Here is a 15,155-nt window from a genome sequence, read left to right as displayed (position 1 = left end):
TGAGATATGCAAGGACACCTACTCTCGGTCATCCTGTTCACGCCGCTGGCCGGACTCTTCCTTCTGCTGTTCATCCCCAAGTCGCAGAAGACGTTCATCCGGCTTTGGGCCAACATCACGGCGGCCATCGGCTTTCTGGTCTCGCTGCCGCTGATTATTGGCTTCGACCGTTCCAATGGCGGTTACCAGTTCGTCGAACGCGCGGAGTGGATTCCGTCGCTCGGTGTGCAGTATCTGATCGGCGTCGACGGCATCAGCGTGCTGATGGTGATGCTGACGACGATCATGGGCTTCCTGGCCATCTTCTCCTCGTGGGACGCCATCAAGGACAGGGAGAAGGAATACTACTCGATGTTCCTGCTCCAGCAGACCGGCATGCTGGGTGTCTTCATCTCGATGGACTTCCTGCTGTTCTACGTCTTTTGGGAGATGGTCTTGGTCCCGATGTACTTCATCATCGGCGTGTGGGGCGGCCCCAGGAAGCTGTACGCGGCCATCAAGTTCTTCCTGTACACCTTGACCGGCGGCGTCCTGATGCTGCTGGGCATCCTGCTGCTCTACTTCAACTACTTTGCCCAGTTCGGCCGCTACACGTTTGAGATCGCGGAACTGATGAAGATCAACCTGCCGCTGGCCACCCAGCAGTGGGTCTTCTGGGCCTTCTTCGTGGGCTTCGCCATCAAGGTGCCGATGTTCCCGTTCCATACGTGGTTGCCGGACGCCCATACGGAGGCGCCCACCGCCGGCTCGGTGATCCTGGCCGCGGTGCTCCTGAAAATGGGAACGTACGGATTCATCCGGTTTTCGCTGCCACTGCTGCCCAAGGCCAGCTCGGATCACACGATCGTCACGATCGTAGCGGTCCTGTCGATCATCGGTATTCTCTACGGAGCCCTGGTCAGCCTGATGCAACAGGACTGGAAGAAGCTAGTGGCCTACTCTTCTGTCAGCCACCTGGGTTTCTGCACCCTGGGGATCTTCGCCCTGAACCAGAGCGGCATCACCGGGTCGATCATCCAGCAGATCAACCACGGTATTTCGACCGGCATGTTGTTCCTTGTGGTGGGTGTGATCTACGAACGCCGACATACGCGAGAGATCAAGGAGTACGGCGGTTTGGCGCACATCATGCCCAACTACGCCATCGTCTTCGCCATCGCCATGCTGAGCAGCGCCGGGCTGCCGCTGTTAAATGGGTTCGTTGGGGAATTCACCATCCTGCAAGGCGCGTTCGACGCCAACCACGTTTGGGCCGCGTTCGCTGTGCTCGGCGTGATCTTTGGCGCTGCCTACCTGCTCTGGCTCTACCAGCGCACCATGCTGGGCGAGGTCACGAACGAGAAGAACAAGGGTTTGCCGGACCTGAAGTGGCGCGAGTGGGCGGTTTTCATCCCGCTGATCATCTGGGCCATCTCCATCGGCGTGTACCCTAAGCCGTATTTCGACATCCTGGAAAAGCCGGTAGCGCAGATCGTGCATCGCGTGCATGACACGGCCAACGCCGCTGCTGTGCCTACCACCCCCACTCCGGAGGTTGCCTCCCGATGAGCGTGTACTACACCTCGCTCGACCACTTCGTGCTGCTGCCGGTTCTTCTGCTGGCGCTGTTTGGTTGTGCCACGCTGCTGTTCGACTTCTGGGTTTTCCCGGAAGCGCATCAGCGCAAGTATCTGCTGATCTTTCTCGGCCTGGGCGAAGCGTTCGCGGGTTGGGCCTTCTGGCGGCAGGGTATGGCCCTGGCGATCAACGGCGGTGAGATTTCGGCCTTTCATGGCGCGGTCGTAGTTGACCATTTCGCGCTGTTCTTTCACTGGATCTTCCTGATCACGACATTGATCGTGGGGCTGATCTCTTACCGCTACCTCGAAGTGCGCGACGAGCATCACGGCGAATACTACGGCATCCTGATGCTGGCCCAGTGCGGCATGTTCTTCCTGGCCAGCGGCAATGAACTGGTCACCATCTTTGTCGGCCTGGAAACGATGGCCGTTTCGTTCTATGTGCTGGTCGGTTTCCTGCGAGCCGAGCAGCGCTCCAACGAAGCAGCCCTGAAGTACCTGCTGCTGGGCGGACTCTCGTCAGGGTTCCTGGCTTACGGCTTCTCGATTCTGTACGGAATCGCCGGTTCCACCCAGCTCAACGACATCGCCAAGGCTGTGGCGACCCGCAGTCATTCCGACACGATCCTGTTCCTGGCCATCGCGACAACGACGGTTGGCCTGTTGTTCAAGATCGGCGGTGCTCCGTTCCACATGTGGGTGCCTGACGTTTACGAAGGCGCGCCGACAACGATCACCGCCTTCCTGGCCGTTGGTTCCAAAGCCGCCTCGTTTGCCCTGCTGATGCGGTTGTTCGCCAGTACCCTTGGTTCGGCCCGCGCCACCTGGGAACCGCTGTTGATCGCGGCCGCCGTACTCTCGATGACCATCGGCAACCTGGCGGCGATTACACAAACCAATACCAAGCGCCTGCTGGCCTACAGTTCAGTCAATCATGCCGGCTACATCCTGCTGGGCGTGATCGCTGGCAACAACACGGGCTACAAGGGCGTTCTGATCTACCTGCTGGTCTATACCTTCATGAACCTGGGGGCGTTCCTGGTGCTCACCTCCCTTACCCGTAAGGGCTTGGCTGGAGAAGACATCAACGATCTGCGCGGCCTGATGAAGAAGTCGCCCGGACACGCGCTGTGGATGCTGATCTTCCTGCTGTCGCTGGCCGGCATTCCGCCCACGGCCGGATTCTTCGGTAAGTACTTCATCTTCCTGTCCCTGATCGAGACCGGCCACTATGTGCTGGCCGTCCTCGGCTGTCTGTATGCTGCTGTCGCCATCTACTACTACATGCGGATGGTGAAGGCGATGTTCATCGAGACGGAGGAGGAAGAGACGCCCGCGCTGAGCACCAGTTTCGGCATGCAGGTTGCCCTGGTGGTGACCGGCGTGATGACCCTCGTGATCGGCGTCTACCCGGAACCGTTTGTCCGCCTGGCGCAGCAGAGTTTCCAACGATGAGAGGCCCTATTCGATGAGCACCGTTTTCACACAACCCTGGTTCATCCCGCTAGTTACAGGGATTATCATCATCGCGTTGGCTCCGTTGGCCGTGGCGTTTACCGTTCTGTTGGAGCGCAAGGTGCTGGCCGACATGCAGGCGCGGCTGGGCCCGATGCGCGTGGGTCCGAATGGCGTCCTGCAAACCCTGGCCGATGCCGTCAAACTGCTGCTGAAGGAAGACATCGTCCCCAAGGACGCCAATCAGTGGATCTTCCGTTTCGCTCCGGCGATCAGCTTCTTTACCGGCGCTACCTGTCTCACGGTGGTTCCGTTCTCAGACACCATCAAAGTAGCCGATGTGAACGTAGGCCTGCTGGTGATTTCGGCCATGTCGGCCGTCGGCATCCTAGGCCTGATCCTTGGTGGGTGGTCTTCCAACTCGCACTACTCGCTGCTGGGCGGGCTCCGCTCGGCTGCACAGCTGGTGAGCTACGAAGTGGCCCTCGGCCTGGCGCTGATGAGCGGCGTGATGTGCGCGGGTACCCTTTCGCTGACGGGCATCGTGCGGGCGCAGCAGGCGCAGGGCGTCTGGTTCGCCTTCGACAACTACGGCCTGATGCTCGTGCCGATGGTAATTTACTTCATTAGCTCGGTCGCCGAAACGAACCGGGCCCCGTTTGACCTGCCGGAAGCAGAATCCGAACTGGTGGCCGGCTATCACACCGAGTACAGCGGCTTCCGCTGGGGCATCTACATGCTCTCGGAGTACATCAACATGTTCGCCGTCGGCAGCGTTCTGGTGACCCTGTTCTGGGGCGGCTGGCTGCGGCCGTTCCCCAGTGTCTCCTGGCTGGCGGTCCCCATGAACTACGGAATGCCACTGTTGGTCTTCGGCGGTACCGGGCTCGGCTGCCTGTATCTCTCCCGCCGCCAGCCTATCCAGGGCTATACCATTGGCATGGCAGGACTTGGCGTCGCCTTCCTGGGGGTGGCCGCGCTCTTTATGGTCCCGGCCGTGAACGCTCCTTCGGCGCCCGTTTTCTGGTGGGCGCTCAAGCTGTTCATGGTGCTCTACCTGTTCATCTGGCTGCGCGGCACCTTCCCGCGCTACCGCTACGACCAGCTGATGAATATCGGCTGGAAGATCATGATTCCAACAGCGTTAGGTTCGATCTTTGTGAACGCGGTGGTGGGAATGGCGCGGCAGACCCTGGGCAAGTGACTTGAGTCACAGCCTTTCCTGTGGCGAAAGTCCACAATGAGGCCATGAGTGCAGCGCCAGTAGTTGCCGACCCGCCCGCCGCTTCCGGCCGCAAGCCGAAAAAGCCGTTTGTCCGGCGCATTGGCGTCGATCGCTCGCAGATGCTGCGGCGCCTCGTCCAGTTCTCTTTCCTGGCCTTGAATCTCTGGATCGGCTTCCAGTTCTACCTCTTTGTGCGGCAGTTCGAAGGTTCGGGTATGACCGGCTACACCCGTCCGCCCGGGGTCGAAGGCTGGTTGCCCATTGCGGGCATGATGAATACCCGCTACTTTGTCCTCACCGGACAGGTCCCGGTAGTCCACCCCGCGGCGATGGTGCTGTTCGTGGCATTCCTGGCGGCCTCGATCTTCTTCCGCAAGGCGTTCTGCGGCTGGCTGTGCCCGGTGGGCACGCTGTCCGAGTACCTCTGGAAGCTCGGCCGCGATACCTTCAAACGCAATTTCTACCTGCCGCGCTGGCTCGACATCGGCCTGCGGAGCCTCAAGTACATCCTCTTCGGCCTGTTCTTCTATGCCGTGTTCTCCATGCCGCCGGTGGCGCTGAGGGAGTTCCTGGAGTCGCCCTACGGCTTGGTGGCCGACGTCAAAATGTTGAACTTCTTCCGCAACATGGGCATGGCGGCGGCGATCACCGTCGCCATCCTGATGCTGGCCTCCGTGTTCGTCCAGAATTTCTGGTGCCGCTACCTCTGTCCCTACGGCGCGCTGATGGGTTTGGTGTCGATGCTGAGCCCGATGAAGATCCAGCGGAAGGCCGAGTCGTGCATCGACTGCGGCAAGTGCGCCAAGGTCTGCCCCTCGCGGTTGCCGGTGGACAAGCTGATTCAGATCCAGTCGGCCGAATGCCTGGGCTGTATGGAGTGCGTGGCGGTTTGCCCGGTGGAGGACACCCTCCACATGGCGCTGGTGGTTCCGTCAAAGAAGCCGGTGCCGGCGTGGGTGATGGCGGCCGGGGTGGCTGTACTGTTCTTCGGACTCGTGGGGGCGGCCAAGCTTACGGGCCACTGGCACACCCCGCTCTCGAACGAAACGTACCAGGAGTTGATCCCGCACGTGAACGACTATTCACACCCCGGCCGGTAAGCGGACTAGATCCAGCCGGTCTCGAGTGGAGCCCGCTTCTGCTTCATCGACAACAGCGGCTCGTTCAGGAAGCTGATCATGGGCGCCATGGCCTTGAATCGCGCGCAGATCTCACCCAGCAGTTCCGGACTGGTGGCCAGTTCGGGCGGCAGTTCACGCCAGTAGAAGAACTGCTTGCGCTTCAGCCACTCGATGGTCGGATGATCGGCCGGGAAGCCCTTGGGGGGCCGGCTGAGCGAATCGCCTTTCAGCGCCTCCATATCGGCGAGTTTCTTATCCGCCAGCAGCTTCTGGAAACGCTTGAAGTTGTCCATGATGTGGACGCGGATCAGCCGCAGGTTTTCAGCCTCGGGCATGTAGACGCCGCCGGCGAACCCGACGTACTTGTGGGAGATTTCGAAGTAGAATCCACCCGCGATGTGCTTACCGAGGTCGTTGCGGTAGAACGACGCGGCCAGGTGGGTCTTGTACGGCGTCTTATCCGAGCTGAAACGGGTGTCCCGGTAGATGCGGTAGATTGCCTTGCCCGGCGCGGTAGCCGCTTCCGGGGCAAACTTCGTCATCTCCGCGCCGACCGCCGTCACCAGCGCCTCCAGCGGCGCTTTCACTTTCTCCAGATAGGTAGTCCTGTTCGCTTCAAACCAGTCGCGATTGTTGTTCTTCTCCAGATCCCTCAGGAACTTGATGGATTCCTTGGGCATTCCGGCAAAGCTGGCACGCATTCGGCTGCCTCCCCTACAATTGGGACAATGCTGTCTGTGCAAGAGGCGCACGAGCGCCTCGGTTTGGTCCCGTCTCTCCAGATTAGCCGCAACGAACCGCTGGCGCGTCACACTCGCTTTGCCTTGGGCGGTCCGGCTTCGCTGTTTGTCGACAGCGAGGACGAGGCGGCGTTCCTGCAGGCACTCCGCCTCGCGAAAGAGAGCGGGTTGCCGCATCTGGTTATCGGCCTCGGTACGAATCTGGTGGTGGCCGACCAAGGGTATGACGGCATTGTGCTGCGCTACCGCGGCGGCGTGATCGATTCGGATGGCACCCAGGTTCATGTCCAGGCCGGAGCGGCGCTGCAGGATCTGGTCGACCACACCACCGCCCGCGGGCTGAAGGGGATCCAGGCAATGACCGGCATCCCCGGCAATGTGGGGGCGGCCATCTACGGCAATGCCGGAGCCTACGGCGCGTCGATCTCCGATGTAGTCGAGCGGGTCCGCTACTTCGACGGCCAGGCCGTTCGCGAGACCGGCAAGGCCGGCTGCGAGTTCCGGTATCGCGGCAGCATCTTCAAGCGCAACCGTCTGCAGGGCGAGCCGTGGCTGATCCTGTCGGCGGAGCTGCGCATGCAGCCGGGTGACGCCGCCGAACTAATGAAGACCTCGGCCGAGATCCTGGCCGTGCGCAATCGGAAGTTCCCGCCCGAGATGAAGTGTGCCGGCAGCATCTTCAAGAACCTGATCCTGGCGGAACTGCCCGCCGCGAGTCGCGCCGAGGTTCCGGCGGAAGTGGTCAAAGGCGGCAAGGTGCCCTCAGCCTGGTTTCTCGATCAAGTAGGCGCGCGCGGCCTTTTTGAGGGCGGGATCCGTGTGGCCGACTATCACGCCAACACGATCTTCAACGTCGGAGACGGCACCGCGGCTGAAGTCCGCCGCCTGGTGGCGGAGTTAAAGCGGCGTGTCCATGAGCGGTATGGCATCGACCTGGAGGAAGAGGTGCAGTACATTGGTTTCGACTCAACGTCGCAGCCATGAAGCTCCTCCTCGCCTCCCTCATCGCCCTCCCCCTCCTCGCGCAGTCGCCCCGCAAGCAATCCAGCCCGCTGGAGAACCTTCCGAAGAACATCGAAGTGCTGACGCATTTCGGAGAACGGGCCGACTTCTCGCCCTCGAATACTTCGGTGGCCTTCATGGCCAAGAGCTTCGGCGACGCATTCAGCATCGACCTGAAGACGCGCCAGATCCGCTGTCTCACCTGCAATGTCCCGGGTGGAGCCTTCCTGCGCGTGATGCACCTGTCTTCCGGCGACTATATTCTGATCGGCGCCGAGAAGTTCACCGACATTCACACCAGCCGTGGGCGTGACAACGAGCTCTGGTTCCTGTCGAAGAAGCCGGGCTCGAAGCCAGTGAAGCTGGGCCAGAAGATGAGCGAGGGCGCGGCCTTGTCGAAGCAGTCGATGCTGATTTCGTTCTCCGAGACCAGCGGCCAGAACCCGGCTCTGCCCCGCGGCGCGTCGAACCTGATCGTGGCCGAAGTAGATCTTTCGGGACCCCAGCCGGCGCTGAAGAACCAGCATGTCGTCCACTCCAGTCCCGACAACTCCTGCACGCTCGAGGCGCAGGACTTCTTCGACAACGACCGCAAAATGACCTTCACCTGCTACGAGCCCAAGGGGCTGGGATCGGTCTGGACCATCGACCTGGCGACGAAGCAACTCGTCAATCACACGAAATCGATCGGCAGCTACAACGAAGTAGAAGGCATCTTCCCAGGCGGGACGCACACTTGCGTCGAATCCGACCGGCAGGCCGTCCAGATGGGTTCCACCAAGCTGTTCCGCGATGTCGACATCTGGAAGCTGAAGCTGGATGGCACCGGTAGCAGCTTTGAGCGGCTCACCCATTTCAATGACTACGAAGGCTGGAAGTCGTCCAACCCTGTTGTCTCAACCGATGGCAGGATGATGGCGTTTCAGGTGGCCAAGAGCTCCGACGAGGCCGGGGTGGGCTACGGAATCCTCCTGATGCACTTCAAGAAGTAGCAGTAGAAGGGGCCCGCTGGGGCCTGATCTTTCCCTTTTTGTTTTTGGCACGGCGGCCCACTCCGCGCTATCGTTCTACAAGGCCCATGCAACTCCCCGCGCAGTTTGGCAAATACCAGCTCGACCAGTTCCTCGGCGGCGGCATGTCGCACGTCTTCAAGGCTCGCGACACTGTGCTGAACCGTGTGGTCTGCGTGAAGATTCTTACCCCGGAAGGCGCCGCGGATGCGGAAACCCGCGCCCGGTTTCTGGCGGAGGCCAAGATGTCGGCCTCGCTGATGCACGATAACGTCATCCGCATCTTCGACTACGGCGAGGAGCAGGGCAAGCCGTACATCGTGATGGAGTTCCTGACCGGAGCCGACCTGCGCACCGCCATCAAGGACGGCTCCTCCGGCGACGTGCGGACCCAGATCGGCATCGCGCTGCAGGGCGCCAAGGCACTGGAGTACGTCCACCAGCAGAAGCTGATCCATCGCGACATCAAGCCCGACAACCTGCACATCGACCCGCAGGGGCGCGTCCGGCTGATGGACTTCGGCATCGCCAAATCGCAGGACCTGCACCTCACCAAGACGGGCTTCCAGGTCGGCACCCCCTACTACATGTCGCCCGAGCAGATCATGGGCGACCCGGCCACCGAGCGCGTCGACATCTACGCCTATGGCGTGCTGATGTACGAACTCTTCACCGGCGTCCGCCCCGTGAGCGGAGACACCATCGAACGGTTGTTCTACCAGATTCTGAACGAACCGCTGAAGCTCGACACACTGCGGGAAAAGGGCGTGCCCGAGCCGGTGATCGCGCTTGTCGGCCGCATGACGGCCAAGAATCCCATTGAGCGGCCGGCGAGTTTCACCGACGTCATCGCCGTTCTGAATCAGGTGCTGCACCCCACCTCCACGCCCCAACCGGTGCCGCCGCCTGCTCCTCCGCCGGCGCCTGTGCCCCAGCCAGCGCCCGCGCCCCTGCCTTCTCCGGAGCCCTCCGGCGTCTCGGGCAAAAAGGTGACCCTGGTTGTGCTGCTGGTCGCCGCCCTGATCAGCGTCGGATTCATTGGGATCGTGCTCTTCAAGAAGGATCTGATTTATAAGGCGGTGGACCGCAACCGGCGCATGGGCCCGCCGCCGGGCATGGCGCTGGTCGAAGGCGGAGCGTTCCTGGCCGGCAACGACAAGCAGTCGCACGAGCTCCCGACCTTCTTCGTGGATCGCACCGAGGTGACGCGCGGCGACTTCGTCAAGTTCTGCCGGACCAAGAATATCCCGATGCCGAAGGATCTGGACGACACCCGTGCCAACTATCCGGTCACCTACGTCAGCGTCCTGCAGGCCAAGGATTACTGCTCCTCAGTCGAGAAACGCCTGCCCACGCCGCTGGAATGGGAGAAGGCTGCGCGCGGCAAGGATGGCCGCATCTATCCCTGGGGCAACGACCCCGATCCCTCCAAGGCGGCCGTCGAGAACAAACCCCTGGCTCCGGCCGACTCGATGGCGATGGGCGCCAGCCCGTTCGGAGCCCTGAACATGGCCGGCAATGTGTGGGAGTGGGTGGACGAACAGCGCACGCCCAGCGCCGGCGCCGTCCAGGCGTTCTCCACCATCCTGAATCCGCCACCCACCGCGAACGAGCCCTGGTATGCCGCGAAAGGCGGCGCCTTCGACCGTCCGGTGCAGGATGCCGTGTCGGCGGAGTTCATCACCCTGCCGGCGCGCTTCACGGCACCCAACGTTGGTTTCCGCTGCGTCGTGAGCCAGCCGAAGGAATAAACAGGCTTAACGGCCAGCGGTCAGCAATCAGCTTCCCAAGAAGCCTGATTGCTGACCGCTTTGCCTGTCAGCTCCAGAACGTGAGATACGGCTTTGCGCTGATCTCCCGCAGCAGGTACAACGCCGCTTCGCGCGCGTGATAGTCGCCCCACATTGAAGATTCGCCACGGGGCACGCCGTCGCTGCCGGGCATGCGGTCCCAGCCATTCGGCCGGTGATACACCGAGTGCAGGATCAAGCCCTGATGGCCTGAATCGGAGCTCAGGTACGGCTCGTCGAAGAGACTGTCGCAGACCGTGAGGCCCGCCTGCCAATAACTGCTGTTGCCCAGGTAGCGGCCCACGCGCAGCAGGCCCTGCGCACCGATCGCCGCGGCGGAGCTATCCACCGGCTCGTGCGGATTGAAGGGATCCGAGGCTCGTTCCGTCCAGCCTTCCATCTTCGACAACCCTGGCGCGCCGGTGTCCCAGTACGGGATGCCGTCCGTGGGTGTGTAGGCGATGTAGAAGTCACAGGTGGCCTCGGCTGCTTTGCGCATCATGGCCTCGATCGCGGTCCGCCCGCCAAAGGGAGCCAAATCCTCGTCGCTCAAGGTCTGCAGGAACTCCAGTTGTTCCGCGAAGCCGCACATGGCCCAGGCCAAGCCCCGGGTCCAGGTGCTGAACGGCGCATACCCCTGCTGCGAATTCGAGCAGCGGTAGTTGCCGTCGTTCACATTGAATACGCTCTCGTGCGCCGTACGGCCGCGCAGATCGTAATGATCCCGTCCTTCTCCGTAGTAGACCGAGTACTGCGCGGTGGCGCGCGCGTGGTCCACCAGGCGGCCCAGCAGCGAGATCCTGTGATCGTTCTCGCCCATCAACGCGTGCCCCAACCGGTGGCCCACCGCCAGCGCGCGCAGCGACCGGATGGTGTCGACAAACAGCGAGTGCGGTCCGTTGAACGAGTAGATATACCCGCCGCCGCTGGCCGTCCGCGACCAGCGGGCCGCCTGCACTGCGCCGGAGCACTTCAGCGCCAGTTCGTAGAAGTTCTTCTCCCACCCGTCGGCCGGAATGCGGCCCTCATTCATCAGCCGCAGCAGATTGCCGTAGGTGCTGACATTGTTGAAGCCGTGGTCGTGGACGCCCACATGCGAAACATGCGGAGCCATGTAGGCCACGGTCGCCTTCCGGCCGGATTCCAAAGCCGCGGCATCGCCCGTCGCGTCGAATTGCAGGATGGCGGCGCCAAACTGGAAGCCCTGGGTCCACTCGGTCCAGCCACGGCTGGTGTAGCGGCCCTCCACGGTGAAGACCGGAGAGCCCTGGGCTGGGCTCCATTCGGCTTCGAGCGAATGAAGCTTCTGCGCGGAGAGTTCAAACAGATGCTGGATCTTCTTCTCCAGCGAATGAGCGGTAAGAGTGCTGTTGATCTTCATAGCGGAATAACTTTGCCGCTCAGGGCGGCTTCGTGGGCGCCCAGCGTGATCTCGCACAGGCGATAGATCTCGGAAAGGGGCAGGGCAGTGGGCTTGCCCAGGTAGACGTGTTCCAGAAACTCGCCGAACACCGCACCGGCCGGCGGCAGTTGCGTGAGCTTCTCCGGCTTGCGGGTCTTCGACATCACCGTCACGCCGGTGGCCGCCATATACTCGGCGATGCCCTTGGTGCCGGCCAGGCGGACGCGGTCGTCTCCATGCGATCCGGCCATGGCCGGGCGGCAATAGTCCATGTGGAGCGTGGCAGTCCCGCCGTTGTCGAGCCGGAAACTCGAGGCCGTGGAGTTCTCCATCTCGCCTTGCCGCAGGTCGCCCGCAATCCCCATGAACGAGCTCACGGCCTTCATCTCACGGCCGCTGGTCCAGCGCATCAGGTCGAACATGTGGATGCCGATCCACAGGATCGTGCTGCCATAAGTGGCTCTCTTCTTCATCCACTCCGGCCGCTCGCCCAGTTGATACGACTTCTGTGACGAGATCTGGATCACCTCGCCGATCTCACCCGACTCGACGATCTGCTTCAGGGCCAGGAACTCAGAGTCGAGCCGCATCGGCAGCAGCATGCCGAGCTTGATTCCGTTGGCCGCCACGGCTTTCTTGACGCGATCCAGGTCCGCCCGCGCCAGCGCCAGCGGCTTCTCCGCCATCACGTGCAGCTTGCGGTTCGCGCATTCGACGATAGCGGCGGCACGCTCGCCATTGTTGTTGTTGATGGCGACCAAGTCCGGCTTCACTTCGTCGAGCATCCTGCGCGCGTCCGTGAACACTTGCGCCTTGCTGCCCGCGGTCTTGCGCGCCGCTGTCTGGTTCCAGTCCTGCACGCCCACCAGTTCCACATCCGGGTACTGCGCCAGCGGCTTGGTGATGTCGCCGGGATGCCCGTCCAGGCCCCACATGGCCAGGCGGACCTTGCGGCCAAGAACTACTGGAGCGGCGGAGGAAAGTGCGGTGGCGGCGGCGCCGGCCAGCATCAGGCGGCGGCTCAGACGGGGGGACACACTGCGGACTGACATGCAGATATTTTGTCAGGTTCCGGCGGGGGATTATTGGGCTTGGAGGGCTTTGTCGATGGCGGCAATGTTCTGCCGCGCGAATTTGGCTTCGTCCAGTTCGGCGTTCAGGTCCAGCATGCGCACGAAGCTTTTGCGAGCCGCAGCCAGCATCTCCAACGAGCCGGTCTTCTGCGCTTCGTAGCTGTAGTTCAGGGCCAGCAGGTAGTAGTTGAACGCATCGCCCGGATCGTAGGTGATCGCCTTCTGGCAGTAGCCGATCGCCACCGCATACTGCTTGGAGTTCTTCGAGTTCTCACACAGCCCGAAGTAGGCCATGCTGCGCAGGTCCTTCCAGATGTCGCGCTGCGCCGCCCGCTTCTTCTTGCCCATGCCGAACACGAAGCCGGCCACGTAGTAATTCAGCTTCCCGCCGATCTTGGAATCGTAATCGCTCAGCCGCAGGTAGGACTCATACTCCGCGGTCGACTCCGCCGGCTTCTTGCTCATGCGCAGGCTCTCCGCCAGCCAGAAGTGGGCTTCGGCGTTCGACGGCGTCAATTGGATGGCCCGGCGCGCGGACTCGATCGACTCCGCGTACATGTCTTTCATGCGGTACGCCTGGGCCTGCAGGTAGAACGCGAGCTGGTTCTTCTTGTCGCGCAGCGTGACGACATTAAACTGGCGGATGGCCTCATCGACGCTGCCCAGGCCCAGCAGCATGCCGCCATAGCTGGCGCGCGCTTCCAGGTAGTCCGGATCAATCTCGATCGCCTTCTTGTAGTAAGTGGCCGCCGTCTCCTGCTGGAAGAGCGCGTCGTACGTTCGGCCCAGATAGAGCGCCGCCTGACTGTAGGTGGCGTCGGCGGCCAGCGCCTGTTCAAACAGCGCGGCCGCCTTCTTGTACTCTTCCTGGTTGCCCTTGTTGTAGTGGTTCAGGCCGTCATCGAACTTTTCGACAGCCGCCTTGGGTCTCCGCCTGGGAATGACGATCTTGATCGACACGGTGGATTCCGTGCCCGGGTAGATGATCTCTTCCCGCGGTCCGTCCGGCTCGTAGCCCATCTTGACGCCCTTCACCGTGATGGTGCCCGGAGGCAGGCCCGGCAGCCTCAGGGACTTGCCTTTGTCCACCACACCCACGCTTCGGCCGTTGACGAAGACTTCCACCCCGTCCATGTTCGCTTCCAGCACGAGGGTGCCGTCCTTGGGCGGAGGCGGCGTGCCCGGCGTCACGCCCGATGGGAGGTACGACAGCAGCATGTCGCTATCGAAACTGCCGCGGTCGGAGGTCGGATTCTGCTGGCCGCCGCTGGCTTCGCGCACGTTGCGGCGGACATACTCCGCCAGTTCGTCGGCCGTCACGATGCCGTCCTGCGACTCGTCAGCCAGCCCCTCCAGCCCTTTCACCACGTAGTAGGTGAAAATGCCGTGACCGCCGCCCCACTCCTTGCTTTCATAGCTGCGCTCGCGATCGCGGCTGGCGGTCAGCGAGAACACGTTCTTGTTCAGGTCCAGCAGCTTGCCGTTGATAAAGGCGGCGTCGGCCGCCGGGGTGATCGCTCCGCTATGGCACGAGTCGGTTAGCATCACCTTCCACTTGCCTTTGATCTTGGTGCCGAACACCTCGCCCAGGCGGTCCATGGGGTAGCCGGTGGCCGCGATATTGTCCTGCGTGATGTCGTAGGGCGCCAGATAGGCCCGGTTCTGGAAAACGAACCCATGGCCCGCGAAGTAGATCAACACCCGGTCGTCATCCTTTGTCACGCTGGGCAGCCACTCTTCCAGTTCCTTGCGCAGGTTGGATAGCGTGGCCTTCGGGCCAATCAGCCGGTGGACGTTCTCGGCGCGGAAGTTGCCGCCCTCCGGACTGATCAGGATCGAATACACCGATTCCGCATCCCTCTCGGGAAACGAGAGCTGCGCATTCTCCGGCAGGTTCTTATAGCCCGCGATGCCCACCACCAGCGCATAACTGCGCGGGATCTGCGGAGGCGCGGCCGCCTGCTTCACCGGCGGCTTGTTGGCTTCTGTCTCGAACTTCAGGTCGCGCTGTTTCTGGCCTTCTTTGGCGGGCGGTTGCTGTTGTGCGCCGGCGGCAAGCGCTAGTCCCAGGAGGAAAACAAGGCTTCTCATTTGTGCGACAACCGGAATTCGTAGATCACCGGCCCCTTCAGATTTCCGGGCGTCGAAACCACGGCGCCCCCTTTTTCCTTGATAAACACGAGCTCGCGCGACTTCAAGCCCTGGACGTCCTTCAGGTTGTCCGGCAGCGATTCCACGTTGGTCACCTTGCGCGGACCGGCCGTCGAGTCGATGCACTCACCCCGGGCCTTGAAAATGGAATCATCGCAGCGCGGCATCAGGGTATTCAGCTTGGTGCCTGGCGGCGGTGGCGGCGGCAGCGGTACGTACGACGAGGCCGGCGGCCTCGACTCGCTGCTGGTAATCTCCACCGGCGTCACCATCCAGTACACAATATCGTGACCCGCCGGACCGGTCACCTTGAAGGCGCCCGCGGCTGCCGGGACGATGTAGTCGCGATCCGGTTCCAGCCGGTTCTGGCTGCCAGTGTCTTCACGCGGGAAGAGCAGGCTGTAGCTGCCCGTGGTGCCCTGATTCATGACGTACAGCCAACCGGCGAAGTTGGTTCGCACGCGGAATCGCACCTGTGCGTCCTTGTCGAAGACCGTGGACGGATCCACAATCTTCCAGGCACCCTCCTTGCGCAGTTCCACTTTGATTTCCATGCGGTTCGGGGCCTGTTGGCCATACAAAGCCGCGCCTAGCAAACACACGAGTCCCAGTCGCACTGCGGACCTC

Annotated in this window: 12 protein-coding genes; 7 read left to right on the top strand and 5 right to left on the bottom strand. The window is 62.2% G+C overall.

Annotated features, from left to right (window positions below):
• Positions 1 to 6: 6 nt before the first annotated feature.
• The 4 genes from IRI77_RS20885 to IRI77_RS20870 are packed head-to-tail and all read left to right on the top strand — an operon-like array spanning position 7 to position 5,339.
• On the top strand, positions 7 to 1,548 hold the full coding sequence (locus tag IRI77_RS20885; protein WP_194446961.1) for an NADH-quinone oxidoreductase subunit M: 1,542 nt from the start codon (positions 7 to 9) through the stop codon (positions 1,546 to 1,548).
• The gene (locus tag IRI77_RS20880; protein WP_194446960.1) at positions 1,545 to 3,014 is read left to right on the top strand and encodes an NADH-quinone oxidoreductase subunit N; all 1,470 of its coding nucleotides are present in this window, start codon (positions 1,545 to 1,547) and stop codon (positions 3,012 to 3,014) included. The genes IRI77_RS20885 and IRI77_RS20880 overlap by 4 nt, the downstream gene beginning before the upstream one ends.
• 13 nt (positions 3,015 to 3,027) lie before the next feature.
• Positions 3,028 to 4,218, top strand: a complete 1,191-nt coding sequence (locus IRI77_RS20875) for a complex I subunit 1/NuoH family protein (protein WP_194446959.1) — start codon at positions 3,028 to 3,030, stop codon at positions 4,216 to 4,218.
• A 44-nt stretch (positions 4,219 to 4,262) separates the two neighbouring features.
• Positions 4,263 to 5,339, top strand: coding sequence for a 4Fe-4S binding protein (locus IRI77_RS20870; RefSeq protein ID WP_194446958.1), 1,077 nt, complete (start codon positions 4,263 to 4,265; stop codon positions 5,337 to 5,339).
• 5 nt (positions 5,340 to 5,344) lie between these two features.
• Here the strand turns inward: IRI77_RS20870 and IRI77_RS20865 are convergent, their stop codons facing one another.
• A complete protein-coding gene (locus IRI77_RS20865) occupies positions 5,345 to 6,061 on the bottom strand; it encodes a DUF2461 domain-containing protein (RefSeq protein ID WP_194446957.1) in 717 nt (238 codons plus the stop codon).
• A gap of 27 nt (positions 6,062 to 6,088) precedes the next feature.
• Between IRI77_RS20865 and murB the strand changes: the two genes are divergently transcribed.
• From murB to IRI77_RS38365, 3 genes are all read left to right on the top strand, one after another.
• Positions 6,089 to 7,084 carry a UDP-N-acetylmuramate dehydrogenase gene (gene murB, locus IRI77_RS20860; RefSeq protein ID WP_194446956.1) on the top strand — a complete coding sequence of 332 codons (996 nt, stop codon included), beginning with the start codon at positions 6,089 to 6,091 and terminating at the stop codon, positions 7,082 to 7,084.
• Entirely contained in the window at positions 7,081 to 8,094 is a 1,014-nt protein-coding gene (locus tag IRI77_RS20855; protein ID WP_194446955.1) for a TolB-like translocation protein, read from the top strand. The genes murB and IRI77_RS20855 overlap by 4 nt, the downstream gene beginning before the upstream one ends.
• 86 nt (positions 8,095 to 8,180) lie before the next feature.
• Positions 8,181 to 9,863, top strand: coding sequence for a bifunctional serine/threonine-protein kinase/formylglycine-generating enzyme family protein (locus tag IRI77_RS38365; RefSeq protein ID WP_194446954.1), 1,683 nt, complete (start codon positions 8,181 to 8,183; stop codon positions 9,861 to 9,863).
• A 67-nt stretch (positions 9,864 to 9,930) separates the two neighbouring features.
• Here the strand turns inward: IRI77_RS38365 and IRI77_RS20845 are convergent, their stop codons facing one another.
• The 4 genes from IRI77_RS20845 to IRI77_RS20830 are packed head-to-tail and all read right to left on the bottom strand — an operon-like array spanning position 9,931 to position 15,145.
• Complete coding sequence (locus IRI77_RS20845; RefSeq protein WP_194446953.1) at positions 9,931 to 11,283, bottom strand: glycoside hydrolase family 88 protein; 1,353 nt, start codon at positions 11,281 to 11,283, stop codon at positions 9,931 to 9,933.
• Positions 11,280 to 12,356 carry a Gfo/Idh/MocA family protein gene (locus IRI77_RS20840; RefSeq protein ID WP_194446952.1) on the bottom strand — a complete coding sequence of 359 codons (1,077 nt, stop codon included), beginning with the start codon at positions 12,354 to 12,356 and terminating at the stop codon, positions 11,280 to 11,282. The genes IRI77_RS20845 and IRI77_RS20840 overlap by 4 nt, the downstream gene beginning before the upstream one ends.
• Positions 12,357 to 12,386: 30 nt before the next feature.
• A complete protein-coding gene (locus IRI77_RS20835) occupies positions 12,387 to 14,468 on the bottom strand; it encodes a tetratricopeptide repeat protein (protein ID WP_194446951.1) in 2,082 nt (693 codons plus the stop codon).
• Positions 14,465 to 15,145 (bottom strand): DUF4384 domain-containing protein, encoded by a 681-nt coding sequence (locus IRI77_RS20830; protein WP_194446950.1) that lies wholly within the window; start codon positions 15,143 to 15,145, stop codon positions 14,465 to 14,467. The genes IRI77_RS20835 and IRI77_RS20830 overlap by 4 nt, the downstream gene beginning before the upstream one ends.
• Positions 15,146 to 15,155 lie beyond the last annotated feature (10 nt).

The sequence above is a fragment of the Paludibaculum fermentans genome, from assembly GCF_015277775.1.
Lineage (GTDB): Bacteria > Acidobacteriota > Terriglobia > Bryobacterales > Bryobacteraceae > Paludibaculum > Paludibaculum fermentans.
Note: the sequence above shows the minus strand (reverse complement) of the source record. Positions and strands in the feature narration are given on the sequence as shown.

Excerpts from the sequence above, each read along its gene's own strand:
- IRI77_RS20885 (WP_194446961.1), top strand. The coding sequence starts at position 7 with ATGCAAGGACACCTACTCTCGGTCATCCTGTTCACGCCGCTGGCCGGA.
- IRI77_RS20880 (WP_194446960.1), top strand. The coding sequence starts at position 1,545 with ATGAGCGTGTACTACACCTCGCTCGACCACTTCGTGCTGCTGCCGGTT.
- IRI77_RS20875 (WP_194446959.1), top strand. The coding sequence starts at position 3,028 with ATGAGCACCGTTTTCACACAACCCTGGTTCATCCCGCTAGTTACAGGG.
- IRI77_RS20870 (WP_194446958.1), top strand. The coding sequence starts at position 4,263 with ATGAGTGCAGCGCCAGTAGTTGCCGACCCGCCCGCCGCTTCCGGCCGC.
- IRI77_RS20865 (WP_194446957.1), bottom strand. The coding sequence starts at position 6,061 with ATGCGTGCCAGCTTTGCCGGAATGCCCAAGGAATCCATCAAGTTCCTG.
- murB (WP_194446956.1), top strand. The coding sequence starts at position 6,089 with ATGCTGTCTGTGCAAGAGGCGCACGAGCGCCTCGGTTTGGTCCCGTCT.
- IRI77_RS20855 (WP_194446955.1), top strand. The coding sequence starts at position 7,081 with ATGAAGCTCCTCCTCGCCTCCCTCATCGCCCTCCCCCTCCTCGCGCAG.
- IRI77_RS38365 (WP_194446954.1), top strand. The coding sequence starts at position 8,181 with ATGCAACTCCCCGCGCAGTTTGGCAAATACCAGCTCGACCAGTTCCTC.
- IRI77_RS20845 (WP_194446953.1), bottom strand. The coding sequence starts at position 11,283 with ATGAAGATCAACAGCACTCTTACCGCTCATTCGCTGGAGAAGAAGATC.
- IRI77_RS20840 (WP_194446952.1), bottom strand. The coding sequence starts at position 12,356 with ATGTCAGTCCGCAGTGTGTCCCCCCGTCTGAGCCGCCGCCTGATGCTG.
- IRI77_RS20835 (WP_194446951.1), bottom strand. The coding sequence starts at position 14,468 with ATGAGAAGCCTTGTTTTCCTCCTGGGACTAGCGCTTGCCGCCGGCGCA.